Origin of the sequence: Bradyrhizobium sp. ARR65 (assembly GCF_000472385.1) — a bacterium.
GTDB lineage: Bacteria > Pseudomonadota > Alphaproteobacteria > Rhizobiales > Xanthobacteraceae > Bradyrhizobium.
The window spans coordinates 157,121-175,537 of the sequence record NZ_AWZU01000009.1 but is presented as its reverse complement, the minus strand read 5'-3'; the positions used below and the strand labels follow the sequence as shown (position 1 = coordinate 175,537).

Sequence of the window (18,417 nt, the reverse complement as noted above, 5' to 3'; positions counted from 1 at the left end):
GCTTCGTTCCGTCCCTCATCCATTCCACCAACTCCCGCGGCCGCCGGCCGGGGTGAACCCACGCGCGCGTGATCGAGAGGCAACCATGGCACTCAATATTACTCCCCCTGACATCCACGAGTTGAAGCCGCGGATTACCGTATTCGGCGTCGGTGGAGCGGGCGGCAATGCCGTCAACAACATGATCACGGCCGGCCTCATGGGCGTCGACTTCGTCGTCGCCAACACCGACGCGCAGGCGCTCACGATGTCGAAGGCGCAGCGCATCATCCAGATGGGCACTCAGGTGACCCAGGGCTTGGGGGCGGGGTCGCAGCCGGACGTGGGGGCCGCCGCCGCGCAAGAGGTGATCGACGAGATCCGCGATCATCTCTCCGGCGCCAACATGGTGTTCGTCACCGCCGGCATGGGCGGCGGTACCGGCACCGGCGCCGCTCCCGTGATTGCCAAGACCGCGCGCGAAATGGGCATCCTCACGGTGGGCGTGGTGACGAAGCCTTTCCACTTCGAAGGGGCGCGCCGCATGCGCACCGCGGAAGCCGGGATCTCCGAGCTGCACAAGGTGGTGGACACGCTTCTGATCATCCCGAACCAGAACCTGTTCCGGGTCGCCAATGAGAAGACCACCTTTGCCGACGCCTTTGCCATGGCGGACCAGGTGCTCTACTCGGGCGTGGCCTGCATCACCGACTTGATGGTGAAGGAAGGCCTGATCAACCTCGACTTCGCTGACGTCCGCGCCGTGATGCGCGAAATGGGCAAGGCGATGATGGGCACCGGCGAAGCCTCCGGCGAGAAGCGCGCGCTCACGGCTGCGGAAGCCGCGATCGCCAACCCGCTGATCGACGATTCCTCGATGAAGGGCGCCAAGGGCCTCCTGATCTCGATCACCGGCGGCAAGGATCTGACCCTGTTCGAGGTCGACGAGGCCGCCACGCGGATTCGCGAGGAGGTCGATCAGGACGCGAACATCATCGTCGGCGCCACCTTCGACGAGGCGCTCGACGGCCTGATTCGCGTTTCGGTGGTCGCGACTGGCATCGAGCAATCGCAGATCGCTCACCGCATCGCTGGTCCCTCGGCGCCCGCCGCCGCGCCCGCCACCAATGCTTCGCCGGAAAACCGGCTCGCCGACCTCACGGCGCGTCTGCGTGCGGACAATCAGCGGCTTGCCGAACGCGCGGCCAAGCTCGAAGCCCAGGTGCCTGCAACGGGCCATGTTGCCCATCCGCCGCGTGCCGCCGGCAATGTCGAGCGCGCCGCATTGGCTGCGATCGCGGCGGCGGTTGCCCCGGAAGCACCGATGGCGGCCCCGACCGCTCCGGTGCAGCCGGCCTTCTACGGCGATGTCACGGTCCGGGCGATCGCTCCGAAGCCTTCGCTGTTCCCTGAGCCCGAAGTGGCGCGCGGTGAGCCCAGCGAGCCCATGACGCCGGAAACCTTCATTCCGCAGGCTGCCGAGAAGGCGCCCCCACGCGCGCCGCGGATGCCGAAATTCGAGGAACTGCCGATGCCGGCCCAAGCCGAGATTCGGCAGGCCCGTGGGGAGGCCGAGGAAGAGCATCCGCAGAAGAGCCGACTCTCCTTGTTACAGCGGCTGGCCAATGTCGGACTCGGCCGTCGTGACGAGGACAGCGAGCCGCCGATCGCGGCCCGTACCGCAGGGCCCGCCATGCCGTCGATGCCGCCGCTGCCCGAGCGGAAGCCGCAGCGCAGCGTGCAGCAGCAAATCGCGGCGAATGAGCCGGTATCGGAGTATGCGCGTCGGCCGGCTCCGCAGGGATTGGACCCGCATGGCCGCCCGGCACCTGTTGCGCCGGCGCCACAGGGAGACGATCATCTTGATATCCCCGCCTTCCTGCGCCGGCAGGCAACCTGAGAATTGTTACAACCGAACTTGTGGAAAAGGTCCCGGTGAAAGGCGCCGGGACCTCTTCTTTTGCAACGGGAGCGGTGCCGAATCATTTTGCAAGCGGCTGATTTTAAATGATTAATTATCTATTCCTTGTTTTGATGCAGATGCGGAAATCGTGTCCAGCGCAGGTCCAATTTGGTTAAGCTTTGGCGCGAATACGGCGGAGATAGGGTAACAATCCGTAAAAAACCGTGAGTTGGCGCTCTTTGGGGCGGTGCTATCGTCTGCACGTGATTTGGGGATGCCTTGGCTCGAAGCAGCCGGAACTCCGGTGAATCGAGCTGTAAGGTAAAAGTCGTGGTGGGCGGGTTTCCAATGAAATTTGGCCGGCAAACAACGCTGCGTGCGCAAGCCACTGTGTCGGGCGTTGGTGTTCATTCCGGTTCGGCCGTCAGCCTGACCATCGGCCCTGCATCGATCGATGCAGGCTTTATCTTTATTCGCTCCGGCCTGGACGGCCGTGACCGCGCGATCCGCGCCACTGCCGACTCGGTGATCTCCACCGAATTTGCAACGGTCCTGGGCGATCGCGAAGGTCCGCTCGTCTCCACTGCGGAGCATGTCCTTGCGGCTCTGCGCGGAATGGGCGTCGATAACGCGACGATCGAAATCGATGGTCCGGAAGTTCCGATCATGGACGGCAGCGCCGCGCCCTTCGTGAATGCGATCGAGCAGGCCGGCATTGTCGCCCAATCCGCGCCGCGCCGTTTCATTCAGGTGCTGAAACCGGTGAAAGTCGCGATGGGAGATTCGTTCGGCGAATTGCGTCCCTATGTGGGCGGCTTCCGCGCCGAGGTCGAAATCGATTTCGCGAACCCAGTGATCGGCCGCCAGCAATACAGCCTCGATGTCAGCCCGGAAGGTTTCCGCCGCGAGGTCTCCCGCGCCCGCACCTTCGGCTGCATGAACGACGTGGCGCGGCTGTGGAGTGCCGGTTTCGCGCTCGGCGCTTCGTTCGAGAACTCCGTCGTGTTCGATGACGAGCGCCTGCTCAATCCGGAAGGGCTGCGTTATGCCGACGAATGCGCCCGCCACAAGGTGCTCGACGTGATCGGTGATCTTGCGCTGGCAGGGCGTCCGCTGCTTGCGGCCTATCGTTCGTTCCGTGGCGGCCACAAGCTCAACCACGCGGTGTTGACGGCGCTCCTTGCCGATCGCACAGCCTGGCGCCTCGTCGAAGGCGAGGCGGCGCGCCGCTCCCGCACCCAGGCCGAGGTCGGCCGCGGCATGGCCGGAGGGCTGGTCGCGCCGGCCTATGGCCCGGACGTGTCCTAAGCGGCCACCGCTGGCGGTTGTTACGGCGTCCTTTCCAGACTCTTATGGGCGGATGATGACGGCTTGCGTGCCTTTGCGCCGCCTTAATCCGGGCGAAATACGTCCCTATGCGGTTGGTTGACGGAGCTTTTTCAGCTAAGGGGGCCTTGGTCGCATGGCAGAAGGTCTGGTCAACAGCTTCGGGCGCGGCACCGCAATCATTGCGTGATCGTCTTTTATCGCGGGCAGCAGGCGCCGCAGCACACACGGGTCAGGTTCGTAGGCGATGGCGGCAATCCCTCTAACGCGTGAACGACGCAAGGGCGTGGCCAAGGCGCGGCAGCTACGGCTGGCCGCATCCCTGATCGCGCTCGCAATTCCCCTGAGCGGCTGCGGCACCGGCCCGTTGTGGGACAAGTTCCTGGCCAAGGACGAGACCTTCGTCGATGAGCCGGCGGACAAGCTCTACAACGAGGGCTTGTACCTGATGAACCAGAAGAAGGATCCGAAGGCGGCCTCGAAGAAGTTCGAGGAAGTCGACCGCGAGCATCCCTATTCCGATTGGGCCCGCAAATCGCTTCTGATGTCGGCCTACTCGTTCTACCAGGCAGGCGACTATGATAGCTGCATCGGGGCCGCGACGCGCTACGTGACGCTGCACCCCGGCAGCCCGGATGCGGCCTATGCGCAATATCTGATCGCGTCCTCGCATTACGACCAGATTCCTGACATTTCCCGCGACCAGAACCGCACCGAAAAGGCGATTGCCGCGCTCGAAGAAGTGGTTCGCAAATATCCCACCTCCGAATACGCCGTCAGCGCCAAGGCCAAGCTGCAGGCCGCGCGCGACCAGCTCGCCGGCAAGGAGATGGATATCGGCCGCTACTACATCGAAAAGCGCGACTACACGGCGGCCATCAACCGCTTCAAGACCGTGGTCACGCAGTACCAGACCACGCGCCATGTCGAGGAAGCGCTGTTCCGGCTCACCGAGGCCTATATGGCCATCGGCATCGTCGGCGAGGCGCAGACGGCGGCGGCCGTGCTCGGGCACAACTTTCCCGACAGCCGCTGGTACCAGGACGCCTATAATCTTGTAAAATCCGGCGGTGCGGAGCCGACCGAGAATCAGGGATCCTGGATTAGCCGGGCCTTCAAGAAAGTTGGCCTGGGCTAGCGTCCCGGAAGCGGGGTTCGCCGGTAGCATGCTAAACTCAAGCGAACTTCGTATCTCCTAGGGGACTTGCCTTCCATGCTGGCGCGTCTGTCGATCCGTGACATCGTCCTGATCGAACGGCTCGATATCGAATTCTCCAAAGGACTGGCCGTGCTGACCGGCGAGACCGGCGCAGGTAAATCGATCCTGCTCGACGCTTTCGCGCTCGCGCTGGGCGGCCGGGGCGATGCGAGCCTGGTGCGCCACGGCGCCGAGCAGGGACAGGTGACGGCGGTCTTCGATGTGCCGAAGAACCATCCGGCGACTGCGATTCTCGCCGAGAACGGGCTCGAGGACACCGGCGAAATGATTCTGCGCCGGGTGCAGATGGCCGACGGGCGCACCCGGGCCTTCATCAACGATCAGGCGATCAGCGTCCAGACGCTGAAGGCGGTCGGCGCCGCGCTGGTCGAGATCCACGGCCAGCATGACGAGCGCGCCCTGGTAGATGCCGCGACGCATCGCCGCCTGCTCGATGCCTTTGCCGGGCTGGAAAAGGATGTCGCCGCCCTGGAGCGCCTCTGGGAGGCCCGCCGCACCGCCAATGCCGCGCTCGACGAGCACCGCGCCGGGATGGAGCGCGCCGCGCGCGAGGCGGACTATCTGCGCCATGCCTCCGACGAGCTGAAGGCGCTGGCGCCCAAGGACGGCGAGGAGACGCAGCTCGCCGAACGTCGCACCGTGATGATGCAGGGCGAGAAGATCGCGGCCGATTTGCGCGAGGCGCAAGATGCGGTCTGCGGCAATCATTCGCCGATCGCTTCGCTCTCGGCGGCGGTGCGACGGCTGGAGCGCCGCGCCGCCAATTCGCCGGCCCTGGTCGAGCCGGCGGTGAAGGCGATCGATGCGGCGATCAACGCGCTGGAGGAGGCGGACCAGCATTTGTCCGCAGCGCTCACCGCGGCCGATTTCGATCCCTTGGAGCTTGAGCGCATCGAAGAGCGCCTGTTCAGCTTACGCGCCGCCTCCCGCAAATATTCGACGCCGGTGGATGGGCTTGCCGCGCTTGCCGCCAAATACGCCGCCGACGTCGCGCTGATCGATGCCGGTGCCGAGCAGCTCAAGAAGCTGGAGGCCGTAGCGCACGAGGCCGACGAACGCTACAGGGCCGCCGCAGCAAAACTGTCCGCGGCGCGAGGTAAGGCGGCGGACAAGCTCAATAGGGCCGTCAACGCCGAGCTCGCGCCGCTCAAGCTCGACCGCGCGAAGTTCATGACCCAGGTCGAGAGCGATGAGAAAGTCCCGGGGCCGCAGGGATTTGACCGCGTCGAGTTCTGGGTGCAGACCAATCCGGGGACCAGGCCGGGACCATTGATGAAGGTCGCTTCCGGCGGCGAGCTGTCGCGCTTTCTGCTGGCGCTGAAGGTCGTGCTGTCCGACCGCGGCTCGGCGCCGACGCTGGTGTTCGACGAAATCGACACCGGAGTGGGCGGCGCGGTGGCGGACGCCATCGGCGCGCGGCTGGCGCGGCTCGCGAGCCAGGTGCAGGTGATGGCGGTCACGCACGCGCCGCAGGTTGCCGCACGCGCCGATCAGCATTTCCTGATTTCCAAGGACGCGCTCGACAAGGGCAAGCGCGTCGCCACCCGTGTCAACGCGCTTGCCGCCGACCACCGCCGCGAGGAAATCGCCCGCATGCTGGCGGGTGCGGAGATCACCGCGGAAGCGAGGGCGGCGGCGGAGCGGTTGTTAAGGGCCGCGACGGCGTAAGGAACGCGCGTCATTCCGGGGCGCTCGCGACAGCGAGCGAACCCGGAATCTCGAGATTCCGGGTTCGGTCCTTCCGGACCGCCCCGGAATGACGGAGTCACTCGCAGATTGACTCGTACAAGTCATTCCAGTCTGGATTCTGCGTCTCAATCAATTGGACCTTCCAGCTCCGCTTCCATTTCTTGAGCTCTTTCTCGCGAGAAATGGCCGTGTATGCATCTTCGTACATCTCGAACCAAACCAGCCGCGTGATATTGTATTTTGGACAGCTTTTATTCGATGTTCGTACACCCGACAAACGATGTCGTTCGTCACACTAACATAAATTGCCCCGTCCTTCCGGCTGGCGAGAATATATACATAGTAAGCCATGACGGTGCTTATAACCTCTAGATTCCGGGTTCGGTCCTTCGGACCGCCCCGGAATGACGAACCACAATACGCATGATGGCCAGAGCAGCAAAAGCAAAGACCCTTCCTGACGTTGCCGATCTCACAAAGGCGCAGGCCAAGACCGAATGGAAACGGCTGGCGCTGGAGCTCGAAGAGCACGATCGGCTCTACTATCAGGAAGACGCCCCGAAAATTTCGGACGCCGAATATGATGCGTTGCGAGCGCGCTTTAATGCGATCGAGGCGCGCTTTCCGGAATTCGTCACGCCCGAGTCGCCGTCGCAGAAGGTGGGCGCCGCGCCGTCGGGGCGGTTCAGGAAAGTCCGCCATGCGCTGCCGATGCTCTCGCTCGACAACGCCTTTGCGGAAGAGGATGTGCGCGATTTCGTCGGCCGCATCGCGCGCTTCCTCAAACTCGCCGACGACAGGATCGATTTTTCCGCCGAACCCAAGATCGACGGGCTCTCGATGTCGCTGCGCTATGAGGGCGGCGAGCTCGTCACGGCCGCGACGCGCGGCGACGGCGCGGAAGGCGAGGACGTCACCGCCAATATCCGTACCCTCGAAGACGTGCCGCAAAAGCTCAAGGGACGTAACATCCCGGACATCTGCGAGGTGCGCGGCGAGGTCTACATGACCAAGCATGCTTTTCTGGCGCTGAACGAGCGCCAGAAGGCTGCGGGCGACACCGTGTTCGCCAACCCGCGCAACTCTGCCGCAGGCTCGTTGCGCCAGAAGGATCCAAGCATCACCGCCTCGCGCCCGCTCGGCTTCTTCGCCTATGCCTGGGGCGAGATGAGCGCGATGCCGGAAGAAACGCAAACCGGCATGATCCACTGGTTCGAACGCTGCGGCTTCAAGACCAATCCGCTGACAAAGTTCTGTCACTCGGTCGATCAATTGCTCGCCTTCCACCACAAGATCGAGGAACAGCGCGCCGAGCTCGACTACGATATCGACGGCGTGGTCTACAAGGTCGACCGCATCGATTGGCAGGAGCGGCTCGGCTTCGTATCGCGCACGCCACGCTGGGCGATCGCGCACAAATTCCCGGCCGAGCGCGCCATGACCGTGCTCAAGGACATCGAGATCCAGGTCGGGCGCACCGGCTCGTTCACGCCGGTCGGCAAGCTCGAGCCGGTCGGGGTCGGCGGCGTCATCGTGCAGAACGTGACGCTGCACAACGAGGATTATATCAAGGGCATCGGCAACAAGGGCGAGAGCCTGCGTGAGGGACGCGACATCAGGATCGGCGACACCGTCGTGATCCAGCGCGCCGGCGACGTGATCCCGCAGGTGGTCGATGTCATCATCGACAAACGGCCGAAGGACGCCAGGCCGTTCCAGTTCCCGAAGAAATGTCCGTGCCCGCTTCACACTGACGTGGTGCGCGAGGAGACGGCGACCGGCGAGGAGGGCGCGCGGGCGCGCTGCACCGGCGAGTTCGCCTGTCCCTATCAGAAGATCGAGCACCTAAAACTGTTCTGCTCGCGCCGGGCTTTCGACATTGATGGTCTCGGCGAGAAGCAGATCGAATTTTTCTTCGAGCAAGGCTGGGTGAAGGAGCCCGCCGATATTTTCACGCTTTCTGCCCGCAACGCCAAGATCAAGCTGGAGGAGATCGAGGGCTATGGCGAGACTTCGGTCCGCAATCTCTTCAATGCGATCGAGGCGCGGCGCCGGATTGCGCTGGAGCGTTTCATTTATGCGCTGGGCATGCGCCATGTCGGCGAAACCACAGCGTTGGCGCTGGCGCGTGGGTATGGCTCCTGGGACGCCTTTCATGAGGCCTGCCTGAAGGTCGCTCAGGACGACGAGGAGGCGATCGCCGACATGGATGCGCTGGACCAGATCGGCGATACCGTGATCCACAGCATTGCCGCCTATTTCAAGGAAAGCCACAACCGCGGCATCGTCGAACGCCTGACGAAGGAAGTGACCATTCTCGATGCCGAGAGGCCGAAGAGCAATTCGGCGGTCGCCGGCAAGACGGTGGTGTTCACGGGAACGCTGGAGCGCATGACGCGCGATGAGGCCAAGGCCAAGGCGGAGCGGCTGGGTGCAAAGGTCTCCGGTTCGGTCTCCAAGAAAACCGATTATGTCGTCGCCGGCCCTGGCGCCGGCTCGAAGCTTGCCGAAGCGAAGAAGCATGGCGTCGCCGTGCTGACGGAAGAGGAGTGGCTGAAGCTGGTGGGGGAGTGAGGGTACCCTGCCTTTGCCGGGTCCGCGCTTCCCGCGGGCCGGATGGCATCGCCCCGGAGCGACGGTGCCTCACAGCATCCCCGACTCTTCCTCCTCCGCCTGCTCGATCAAGCTCTCGCTCACCATCACCTTCCGCCGCGGCACGATGAAGATCATCGTCGACACGCAAGCCGCGGAGAGTACGAGGATCGCGCTCGTCAGCGGCAGCGTGGTGGCAAAATGGCCGCCGAGATAGGCCCCTAGCTGTGAGATCAGCGAGCCCAGCCCCATCTGCAGGAAACCCATCGCGCCCGATGCGGTGCCGGCGGCCTCAGGACGCACGCTGATCGCGCCGGCCGCCGAGTTCGACATAACGAAAGCGTTGGCGAACATCACGATCATCTGGGTGCCGAACAGCCAGGACGGGACCTGGTTCACTCCGCCGAGGCTTAAGAGGAAATTCAACAGGCTGCCCGCGACTTGCAGCGCGAGCCCGAACCAGATCAATCGCTCCAGCGAATGGCGCGGGGAAAAGCGCACGCAGAAGACGTTGCCGATCAGATAGGCAAAGGCGGTCGTCGCAAACCAGGCGCCGTATTCGGCGCTGGAGCGCCCCATCTGCGTCACCACGATATAAGGGCCGCCGCCGGCGAAGGCGAAGATGATCTGGGAAGCCAGCACCTGGCACAGCATATAGCCGACGAAGGCGCGGCTCCCAAAGAGCTTGCCGACATCGCCGCGAAAGCCGCTCTTACCGCTGCCCTCGCGCCGCGTTTCCGGCAGCGCCAGCGCGATCGCCACCGCGGTCACGAGAGCGAATGCGGTAATGACGTAGAAGATCGCGCGCCAGCCGAATGCGGTCTCCAGCAGGCCGCCGGTCAGAGGGCTCAGCATCTGCGCGATCATCATCACGGCGATCACGAGCGAGATCATGGCGCCGATGCGCTCGCGCGGATAGAGATCGCGGATAATGGCGCGGCTGATCACCATGCCGGACGCGCCGCCAAGCGCCTGCAGAAACCGCGCCGCGATCAATTGCGGCAGGGATTGCGCGAAGATGCAGCCGACGCTGGCGGCCACCATCAGGCCGAGCCCGGCCAAGAGGACCGGCCGGCGGCCAAACCGGTCCGATAGCGGCCCCATGATGATCTGCGAGCAGGCGATGCCGACCATGTAGAGCGACACCGTCATCTGCGCGATGGCGATATCGCGCCCGAAGCCGACGGCGAGCAGCGGCAGCGCCGGTACCAGCAGATAGAGGGAAATCGGGGCGACGCCCGTCATCACGACGAGCAGCATCAGCATGACGCGCGAGGTCGCAGGCGTCTCGTCCGTGGCCGCACCTGGCGGCCTGCGCATCACGCCATGCATCGAGAGTTCAAATCCGCTGCAAACATGGCGCGGACTGTAGCGTCCTTACGCAAGACGAATACGCCTGTTTCGGAATGCGGCCATGCCGTTTGCGGGACTGTTATTATAACGTGGCGCGGAATGAGGCGGCGATGCGCGTGCGGTGGTCAGCCGGCACATGCTGAGCCGCATACTCGGCCGTCGTCACCCGCGAACGCGGCTGGCGTTGTTTGGCTCGTCATTCCGGGGCGATGCGGAGCATCGAACCCGGAATCTTGCGCCGCAGGGTAGCATCGCGCGCCACAACTTCTAGATTCCGGGTTCGCGCTGCGCGCGCCGCGGAATGACGTCAGCGGGTAGAAAGCGGCGCCGTCGCCTGATCCAGCCACGCCTTGGTCGCAGCGTCGAGCTGTCCGCGCACCTCGCGCGCAACGCGTGCGTGATAGGCGTTGAGCCAATCGAGTTCCGCCTGGGACAGCATGGCGATATCGATCAGACGACGATCGATCGGCGCCAGCGTCAGCGTCTCGAACGCATTCATCGGCTTCTCGCCGCCCGGAATATCAGCGGCGACCACCAGCTCCAGATTCTCGATCCGGATGCCGTAGCCGTCGGTTTTGTAATAGCCGGGCTCGTTCGACAGGATCATGCCGCGCTTGAGCGGTGTGGTGCCGAGCTTGGAGATTCGCGCCGGCCCCTCATGCACGGAGAGATAGCTGCCGACGCCATGGCCGGTGCCATGTTCGAAATCAAGCCCGGCCTGCCACAGGAACTGCCGCGCAAAACTGTCGAGCTGCGCGCCGGTCGTGCCGTCGGGAAAGACCGCGCGGGCGATCGCGATATGCCCGCGCAGCACGCGGGTGAAGCGGTCGCGCCTCTCATCGGTGGGGTCGCCGACCGCAACGGTGCGCGTGACGTCTGTGGTGCCGTCTTCATATTGCGCGCCGGAATCGATCAGCAGCAGATCGCCGGGCACGATGCGGCGGTTGCTTTTGCGCGTGACGCGGTAATGCACGATGGCCCCGTTCGGCCCGGTGCCGGCGATGGTTGGAAACGACACGTCCTTCAGCGCGCCGGTCTCGCGGCGGAAGGTTTCGAGCGCCTCGACAGTGTCGATTTCTGTCAGCGTGCCCTTGGGAGCTTCCCGGTCCACCCAGGCCAGGAAACGCGCCAGTGCCGCCGCGTCGCGCTGGTGCGCCGTGCGCGTGCCGTCGATCTCGGTGGCATTCTTGACCGCCTTGAGCAGGCTGACGGGATCGCTGCCGCGCACGACCTTGCCGCCGGCGGAACTGATCAGCCGGCTGAGCGCGTCCGCCGCCGTTGCGCTGTCGAGCGCGATTTGCACGCCGCGTTGGGCCAGCGCGGTGAGTTCGCGCGTCAGCGTATCCGGCTCGCGAACGTCGGCGGACTGTTCGAGATGGTCGCGCGTCGCGTTGGAGAGCTTGCGATGGTCGATGAAGATGGTCGGCCGGCCCTCTTTCGGCACCAGGGCGTAGGATAGAGGTAACGGCGTATGTGCGACATCCGCGCCGCGGATGTTGAAGGTCCAGGCTACGGCATGGGGGTCCGACAGTACCAGCGCGTCCGCACCGGACCGGCCGATCTCGGTCCTGATGCGGGAAAGTTTGTCGGCCTCGCTCTCGCCGGCAAAGCCGATGGCGTGGATGGCCACGGGGGCCAGCGGCGGGGCCGGGCGCTCGGTCCAGATCGCGTCCACCGGATTGCCGTCGACCGCAACCAGTTCCGCGCCCGTCTTGGCGCAGGCCGCAGCCAGCCGCTCCGCCGCGGCGGATGTATGCAGCCAGGGGTCGTAGCCCAGGCGGTCGCCGGGCTTCAGATGCTGTGCGAGCCAGCTTTCCGGCGGCGGATCGACCAGCGATTCGATCGCCCACGCCTTGCCGTCGACCTGCTTGCTCGCTTGCAGAGTATAGCGGCCGTCGACGAACAAGGCGGCCTCACTCGGCAGCACGACCGCAAGTCCGGCCGAGCCGGTGAAGCCGGTGAGCCACGCCAGCCGTTCTTCCGAGGGCGGGACATATTCATTCTGTTGCTGATCGGCGCGGGGCACCACGAAGCCGGTCAGCTTGCGCCGTCTCAGCTCCTCGCGAAAGGCGGCCAGCCGCGCTGTCAGCGCGACACCGGTCTCCGGTTCCTCAAAAGTTTGAAAATGGGCTTCGAACATGGTCCACCGATCTCAGAGATGGTGAAAGGACGTGCGCCACGTGGACGCTATTTGGGGGAATTTGGCACAACTTCTGACGGAATGCGCGATTGCGTTGACGAGGTCGAATGTTTTCTGTCACAGTGATGTCAAATGATAATTTTTGGAAACGCCAGGGTGTCTCAACTCAATGACGAGGGGATACACAATGCCGGCCTTTAGTTTTGAGAAGATTTCGCCGCCGGTTCGGCGTAACCCGATCACCCAAGCCGACGCTGGCGAGAAGCGCCCGCGCGGCCTCATCGTCCAGCTCCTGGACCGTCTGTCCGAGGCGCGGGTCAGGCGCTCGCTGCGTAAGCAGTCTTTTGACACCCGGCAGCCGAAGTCGCCGGATTAAAACAAACGAGATTGGGCTCGGCTGGCCCGACGGGCTCACCTCTCCGCAGCGGGAAGAGGTCGATCCGCGAGAGGTGACCGAGTTCGCCGCTCCCATTGCTTCAACCAAAACCGACCTCGCGAGCTCAGTTGGCTGAGCGGAGCAAAAGGCTGCTCCAACCTTCGATTTTGAGGTGCCGCACCGGCACCAGCCCACGGGCGCGATAGGCGGCGATGACGCCGCTCGCCTGAGACGTCAGCAATCCCGACAGGATGACCAGCGCCCGCGGCGCCAGATGGGCCGACATCGCCCCAGCCAATTGCTTCAGCGGATTGGCCAGAATATTCGCCAGCACCAGGTCGAACGGACCTGCCTGCGCGAAATCCGGCGCTCCGAGCCCGCTCGCGCGGATCACCGTCACGAGGTCGCCGACGCCGTTCAGGCGCGCATTCTCCCGCGCCACCTCCACGGATGCCGCATCGATATCGCTGGCCAGCACCTTCCAGCGGAGCGCCTTGGCCGCGGCGATGGCGAGCACGCCGGTTCCCGTGCCGAGGTCGAGCACGCGTCCGATACGGTGCGCCTTCAGGACATGATCGAGCAGCAACAGGCAGCCGCGCGTCGTGCCGTGATGGCCGGTGCCGAAGGCAAGCGCCGCCTCGATCTCGATACCGAGCTTATTGTTTGGTACGCGGGCGCGGTCATGCTGCCCATGCACGACAAAACGCCCCGCGGGTACGGGAACCAGGTCATCGAGGCTTGCCTTGACCCAGTCCTTGGCCTCCACCGTGTCGAAGCTCATGCCGCGGGCGACGTCCTCACCCGCCGCGTTGCCGACGAGTTCCCGCAATAGCGGTTGGTCCGGTGCGTCCGCAAAGTGCAGTGTCACGTCCCAGCGCCCGTCCGGTCGCTCGAAGGCGGCGACCGCGGCATCGCCTTCGAAGAAGATTTCGGTGAGCACATCGACGACGTGCTTGGCGGCCTGTTCGTCGCCGATCGCGAAGCTGGCCCGATAGGTGGCAGGGGGTTGGCTGGAAGTCATTTGTGTGCGTGAAGCCTTAGGACTTTGCGTAGAATTTGAGGAATGATCATCTTGCATTATCCGTAAAACTTGGAGGGCCCGCGTTCAAACAACCTTAGGATGCGTGCCGTATATTTACGGATGTTGGATCGAGCCAACACAACCATTCGGAGGTCATGGTGAAGGTTTTATTTTCGAAATTTTGGGCCGACAACTCGGGCGCGACCGCGATCGAATATGGGTTGATCGCCGCCGGCATCTCGCTCGCGATCATCCTCGTGGTGAACGGCATCGGGGGCACTCTGAACGACAAGTTCTCGTCCATTAACAGTTCGCTGAAATAGTTTCTGGCGCTCCCTTTCTCAGGGGGAGAACTCCGTTTGCCGCAATCAGGATAAAAAACGAGACCCCCGCGCGATGCCTCGCGCGGGTTTTGGCTTTGAGACCGGGTTTTCCAAACGTTCCGGGACACTTATCCAAAGCTTGCGCACAGACTTGTGCCGGTGCTTTGGCAACCTCTCCAACACCTGGGACCGGCGGGCGCTGGTCTCCCCAGTCTTCATGCCGCAGGCCGTCGTCGTGGCACTGGCACGGCGATGAAGATCAATTTTCAGCGCATGCGTTAACCGGTTACGAACCGGTTTTCCACAAACCATCCACAAAGCTGTCCACAGGATGCCGCCCCCATCGTCGTTGGTCGAAGCCGGGTCTCGGATGTTCAACGTCTCCCAAAGAGCGCCCGGTGGTCGCGCAAGATCACCTGCGCGGCGTTGTGGCCGGGGGCGCCGGTGACGCCGCCGCCGGGATGGGCGCCGGAGCCGCAATGGTAGAGCCCCTTGAGCGGACCACGGTAATCGGCATGGCCCAGCATCGGCCGCGCCGAGAACAACTGGTTCAGCGTCAGCGCGCCGTGGAAGATGTCCCCGCCCAACAGGCCAAATTCGCGCTCGAGGTCGAGCGGCGACAAGATCTGCCGTCCGAGGACGCTTTGCGCGAAGCCCGGCGCGTATTTATCGACGGTCGCGATCATGAGGTCGGCGACTTCCTCACGGTGGTCGTCCCAGGATTTTCCGCCTCCCAGATCGGGCGCGACATGCTGACAGAACAGGCTGGCGACATGCGCTCCTCCAGGCGCCAGTGAATCGTCGAGCGTGGAGGGAATCAGCATCTCGATGACCGGCTCGCGGCTCCAGCCATGCGCGCGGGCGTCGGTAAAGGCGCGGTCCATATAGGCGAGGCTGGGGGCGAGAATGATGCCGGCGGTGAGGTGGTCGCCGTCGCCCGTCAGCGCGGTGAAGGACGGCAGGCGCGATAGCGCCACGTTCATGCGGAAAGTGCCGGAGCCGTTACGCCAGCGCTTCATGCGCGCCAGAAATTCCGGCGGCAGCGCGCCGCTATCGATCAGCCTTGTGTAGAGCAGTTTTGGATTGACGTTGGCGGCGACATATTTGGCGCGAATGGTCTTGCCGTCTTCAAGGAGGACGCCGACCGCGCGACCGCTTTCCACGATCACCTCGCGCACGGCGGCGTTCACCTCGATCTCGGCGCCATGGTGACGCGCGGCGCTCGCCATCGCTTCCGTGATCGCGCCCATGCCGCCGATGGCGTGGCCCCAGACGCCCTTCTTGCCATTCACCTCGCCAAAGGCATGGTGCAGCATCACATAGGCCGAGCCTGGCGCGTAGGGACTGGCGTAATTGCCGACGATGGCATCGAAGCCGAACAGCGCCTTGACCAAATCGTTTTCAAAACGCTCGTCCAGTATCTCGCCGGCGGAGCGCGTGAACAGATCGAGCAGGTCGCGCGTCTGCTCCAGCGACAGCTTGCGCAGGATACCAGCGGTGCCGAACGCGTTGATGCTCTCACGGAGCGCGTCGAGACCAAAACCTTCGATCAGGTTCGGCGGCGCGCGCAGCACCAATTGGCGCAGCACGTCGGCGATGGTCTCGAGTTCGCGCGAGAAAGCCGTGATCGTTTCCGCGTCACGCGCGCTGAGCCTCGCGACGGAAGGCAAGGTCCGGCCCTCGCCGGTGAGCAGATGGCTTCCATCAGGTGCAGGCAGGAAATTTTGCGCCCGGCGCTCGACGATCCTCAGGCCACGCTCGGCGAGCTTTAAATCGGCGATGACCTGCGGATTGAGCAGGCTGACGGTGTAGGCCGCGACCGAATTGCGGAAGCCCGGGTGGAATTCCTCGGTCACCGCGGCACCGCCGACGACCTTGCGCCGTTCCACCACCTTCACGCGCAGGCCGGCCATCGCGAGATAGGCCGCGCAAGTGAGCCCATTGTGCCCCGCACCGATGATGATGACGTCCGGCTCGTTCATGCCTGTTTAGGAACCGCTTGTGTGTTGCACCGTCATTCCGGGGCGGCTCGCAGAGCCGAACCCGGAATCTCGAGATTTGCGGGTTCGCCCGCTTCGCGTGCGCCCCAGAATGACGGATGACGTTACATAGCGGACTCGTTCAATCCAGCACAGCGGTTTGATCGCGGGCCAGATTGCTCCGTGCCATTCCGTGTGCTCCATTGCGCCCTTCCACCGGGCCTCCGCCGGAGTTTTCATGTCATCTGCCGAAATCCTTAAAGATCAGCCCTCCGCTTCGCGCAACCGCCTGGTGTTATCGATCTATACCGCGGCGATTTTCTTGAGCGCGCTGTTGTTGTTCTCGGTGCAGCCGCTGTTCACCAAGATGGTGCTGCCGCGGCTCGGCGGCTCGCCCGCGGTGTGGTCGGTGGCGATGGTGTTTTTCCAGACGCTGCTGCTGGCGGGCTATGCCTACGCGCATTTTCTGATGCGGATCAGAAGCCGTGCCGTTCCGGTGGCCGTGCATCTTTCGTTGCTGGTGGTGGCGATGCTGACGCTGCCACTCTCGATCGCCGGCGGCTGGGGCGAGCCGCCGACCTCGGGCTATGCATTCTGGCTGCTTGGCCTGTTTGCGGTCTCGATCGGCCTGCCATTCTTCGCGCTCGCTGCGAACAATCCGCTGCTGCAGGCCTGGTTCGTCCGCACCGGCCATCCGGCCGGACCGGATCCCTATTTCCTCTACGCTTCCTCCAATATCGGCAGCTTCCTCGCGCTGTTGTCCTATCCGGTGCTGCTGGAGCCGATGTTCACGCTGCACAGCCAGGACCTGATGTGGACCTTCGGTTATGGGCTGCTGATCGTTCTGATCGCTGCTTGCGGGACGCTGTTGCTGCGTTCCCCCGTTCTTGCCGTTACCGACATGGAGGCCGAGGACACAGATGCGCCGCCGCCTGCCTGGAGCCTGCGCGCGCGCTGGATCTTCCTGGCCGCGGTGCCTTCCGGCCTCTTGATCGCGGTGACCGCGCATATCTCCACCGACGTCGCGGCGGCGCCGCTGCTGTGGGTGCTGCCGCTCTCGCTTTACCTTCTGACCTGGGTGCTGGTGTTCCAGTCGCGGCCGCTGTTGCCGCACAAATGGATGCTGATGGTCCAGCCGCTGGCGATTGCGGGCGTGGTCATCCTGCTTGCGGTCGGCGGCGAGCAGAACCTGTTGCTGACGCTCGGCGGTCATCAGCTCTGCTTTTTCCTCATCGCCATGGGCTGCCATGGCGAACTGGCGCGCAGACGGCCGGCCGCGAAATATCTCACCGGCTTTTATGTCGCGCTGTCGTTCGGCGGCATGCTCGGCGGCCTGTTCGCCGGGCTGATCGCGCCCTACAGCTTCTCCTGGGTCGCTGAATATCCGATCCTGCTGGCGTTGGCGGCATTGTGCCGGCCGGAAACGAGTGAACGTCTGCCGCGCTGGAGCCGCTGGTACTGGCCGTTTCTTGCCGTGCTCGCCGTTGCGCTGATCGCACCGGCCTATTCAAGCGGCAAGATCGGCCTGTGGCTCGAGAACCATCGGACGTGGGTGGCCGGCGGCGTCGGTGTGCTCGCCGCGCTGCTGGCGCTCGCGCTCAATGCGAGCCGCTGGAAGATCTTCGCGACGGTTGTGGTGGCGCTGATCCTGATCCGTGCCTATCCGTCGGATAACGGGCGGGTGGAAACCGTGCGCAGCTTTTTCGGTGTGCACAAGATCGTGGTGACGCCGGACGGGCAGTATCACGTGCTGATGCACGGCACCACGATTCACGGCGCGCAGAAATTCCTCAACGATGATGGTTCGAAGGTCGAAGGCCGGCCCGAGCCGATCAGCTATTATCACCGGGATGGCGGCATCGGGCAGGCGATCACCGCGATCCGGGCGCGCAAAGGCGCGCCGCTGCGGGTCGCCGTGATCGGCGTCGGCGCGGGCACGCTGGCCTGCGCCTCCGAGCTTGGTGAGACCTGGAAGTTCTTCGAGATCGACCAGACCATGGTCGATACCGCGCGCGATCCCCGCTATTTCAGCTATGTCCAGAACTGCGAGCCCGACTTCAAACCGGTGATCGGCGACGCGCGGCTCACCTTCGCCAAGGAGCCCGACGGCATCTACGACCTGATCATCGTCGACGCCTATTCGTCGGACGCGATTCCGATCCATCTCGCAACGCAAGAGGCGATGAGGATCTACAAGGACAAGCTCGCCCCGCAAGGCGCGGTGGTGATGCATGTCTCCAACCGGCATCTCGAGCTCGAAAGCGTCGTAGTGGGCATCGCCGATGCCAATGATCTGAAGAGCTGGGTCTATAACGAAGACTCCGGCCGCGACGACGAATATATCTTCGCAACAGACGTCGTGGTCTCCGCCCGCGACGAGGCCGACGTCGGCGCGCTCGCGTCTTCGGACAAATGGGTCGAAACCGAGCCCACTGAGAACCAGCGGGTCTGGACCGACGATTATTCCAACATTCTGGGCGCGGTGTACCGGCGGCTGCGGGACGGGGAGTAAATCCT

General features: G+C 64.1%; 12 protein-coding genes and 1 pseudogene. 8 read left to right on the top strand and 5 right to left on the bottom strand.

Annotated elements, in window-relative coordinates:
• The first annotated feature begins 85 nt into the window (after window positions 1-85).
• From ftsZ to recN, 4 genes are all read left to right on the top strand, one after another.
• Complete coding sequence (gene ftsZ / locus F758_RS0113335; protein ID WP_024508339.1) at window positions 86-1,879, top strand: cell division protein FtsZ; 1,794 nt, start codon at window positions 86-88, stop codon at window positions 1,877-1,879.
• Between the two features lie 351 nt (window positions 1,880-2,230).
• Window positions 2,231-3,190 carry a UDP-3-O-acyl-N-acetylglucosamine deacetylase gene (lpxC, locus tag F758_RS0113330; RefSeq protein ID WP_024508338.1) on the top strand — a complete coding sequence of 320 codons (960 nt, stop codon included), beginning with the start codon at window positions 2,231-2,233 and terminating at the stop codon, window positions 3,188-3,190.
• Window positions 3,191-3,455: 265 nt separating this feature from the next.
• Entirely contained in the window at window positions 3,456-4,346 is an 891-nt protein-coding gene (locus F758_RS0113325; RefSeq protein ID WP_024508337.1) for an outer membrane protein assembly factor BamD, read from the top strand.
• 75 nt (window positions 4,347-4,421) lie between these two features.
• Window positions 4,422-6,095, top strand: coding sequence for a DNA repair protein RecN (gene recN / locus F758_RS0113320; protein ID WP_024508336.1), 1,674 nt, complete (start codon window positions 4,422-4,424; stop codon window positions 6,093-6,095).
• A 97-nt stretch (window positions 6,096-6,192) separates the two neighbouring features.
• Here recN and F758_RS51790 read toward each other — a convergent pair.
• Window positions 6,193-6,467, bottom strand: a pseudogene (locus F758_RS51790) (GIY-YIG nuclease family protein).
• A 75-nt stretch (window positions 6,468-6,542) separates the two neighbouring features.
• On the opposite strand from F758_RS51790, the gene ligA reads away from it, so the two are divergent.
• A complete protein-coding gene (ligA, locus tag F758_RS0113310) occupies window positions 6,543-8,690 on the top strand; it encodes an NAD-dependent DNA ligase LigA (protein WP_024508335.1) in 2,148 nt (715 codons plus the stop codon).
• 69 nt (window positions 8,691-8,759) lie between these two features.
• On the opposite strand, the gene F758_RS0113305 is transcribed toward ligA, so the two are convergent.
• Both F758_RS0113305 and F758_RS0113300 read right to left on the bottom strand, forming a co-directional pair.
• Window positions 8,760-10,040, bottom strand: coding sequence for a multidrug effflux MFS transporter (locus F758_RS0113305; protein ID WP_024508334.1), 1,281 nt, complete (start codon window positions 10,038-10,040; stop codon window positions 8,760-8,762).
• Window positions 10,041-10,368: 328 nt separating this feature from the next.
• On the bottom strand, window positions 10,369-12,201 hold the full coding sequence (locus F758_RS0113300) for an aminopeptidase P family protein (protein ID WP_024508333.1): 1,833 nt from the start codon (window positions 12,199-12,201) through the stop codon (window positions 10,369-10,371).
• Between the two features lie 187 nt (window positions 12,202-12,388).
• On the opposite strand from F758_RS0113300, the gene F758_RS0113295 reads away from it, so the two are divergent.
• Window positions 12,389-12,577, top strand: a complete 189-nt coding sequence (locus tag F758_RS0113295; RefSeq protein ID WP_024508332.1) for a hypothetical protein — start codon at window positions 12,389-12,391, stop codon at window positions 12,575-12,577.
• 124 nt (window positions 12,578-12,701) lie between these two features.
• Here F758_RS0113295 and F758_RS0113290 read toward each other — a convergent pair whose 3' ends face one another.
• Complete coding sequence (locus F758_RS0113290) at window positions 12,702-13,598, bottom strand: 50S ribosomal protein L11 methyltransferase (RefSeq protein WP_024508331.1); 897 nt, start codon at window positions 13,596-13,598, stop codon at window positions 12,702-12,704.
• 158 nt (window positions 13,599-13,756) lie between these two features.
• Between F758_RS0113290 and F758_RS0113285 the strand changes: the two genes are divergently transcribed.
• Window positions 13,757-13,921, top strand: a complete 165-nt coding sequence (locus F758_RS0113285) for a Flp family type IVb pilin (protein ID WP_024508330.1) — start codon at window positions 13,757-13,759, stop codon at window positions 13,919-13,921.
• A gap of 374 nt (window positions 13,922-14,295) precedes the next feature.
• On the opposite strand, the gene F758_RS0113280 is transcribed toward F758_RS0113285, so the two are convergent.
• A complete protein-coding gene (locus F758_RS0113280; protein ID WP_024508329.1) occupies window positions 14,296-15,903 on the bottom strand; it encodes a phytoene desaturase family protein in 1,608 nt (535 codons plus the stop codon).
• Window positions 15,904-16,138: 235 nt separating this feature from the next.
• Here F758_RS0113280 and F758_RS0113275 point away from each other — a divergent pair, with 235 nt between their 5' ends.
• A complete protein-coding gene (locus F758_RS0113275; protein ID WP_024508328.1) occupies window positions 16,139-18,412 on the top strand; it encodes a spermidine synthase in 2,274 nt (757 codons plus the stop codon).
• Window positions 18,413-18,417: the final 5 nt, after the last annotated feature.

What these genes read in the sequence shown, in the direction of transcription:
- ligA (WP_024508335.1), top strand. Translation starts at nt 6,543, where the DNA reads ATGGCCAGAGCAGCAAAAGCAAAGACCCTTCCTGACGTTGCCGATCTC.
- F758_RS0113300 (WP_024508333.1), bottom strand. Translation starts at nt 12,201, where the DNA reads ATGTTCGAAGCCCATTTTCAAACTTTTGAGGAACCGGAGACCGGTGTC.
- lpxC (WP_024508338.1), top strand. Translation starts at nt 2,231, where the DNA reads ATGAAATTTGGCCGGCAAACAACGCTGCGTGCGCAAGCCACTGTGTCG.
- ftsZ (WP_024508339.1), top strand. Translation starts at nt 86, where the DNA reads ATGGCACTCAATATTACTCCCCCTGACATCCACGAGTTGAAGCCGCGG.
- recN (WP_024508336.1), top strand. Translation starts at nt 4,422, where the DNA reads ATGCTGGCGCGTCTGTCGATCCGTGACATCGTCCTGATCGAACGGCTC.
- F758_RS0113280 (WP_024508329.1), bottom strand. Translation starts at nt 15,903, where the DNA reads ATGAACGAGCCGGACGTCATCATCATCGGTGCGGGGCACAATGGGCTC.
- F758_RS0113295 (WP_024508332.1), top strand. Translation starts at nt 12,389, where the DNA reads ATGCCGGCCTTTAGTTTTGAGAAGATTTCGCCGCCGGTTCGGCGTAAC.
- F758_RS0113275 (WP_024508328.1), top strand. Translation starts at nt 16,139, where the DNA reads ATGTCATCTGCCGAAATCCTTAAAGATCAGCCCTCCGCTTCGCGCAAC.
- F758_RS0113290 (WP_024508331.1), bottom strand. Translation starts at nt 13,598, where the DNA reads ATGACTTCCAGCCAACCCCCTGCCACCTATCGGGCCAGCTTCGCGATC.
- F758_RS0113325 (WP_024508337.1), top strand. Translation starts at nt 3,456, where the DNA reads ATGGCGGCAATCCCTCTAACGCGTGAACGACGCAAGGGCGTGGCCAAG.
- F758_RS0113305 (WP_024508334.1), bottom strand. Translation starts at nt 10,040, where the DNA reads ATGCATGGCGTGATGCGCAGGCCGCCAGGTGCGGCCACGGACGAGACG.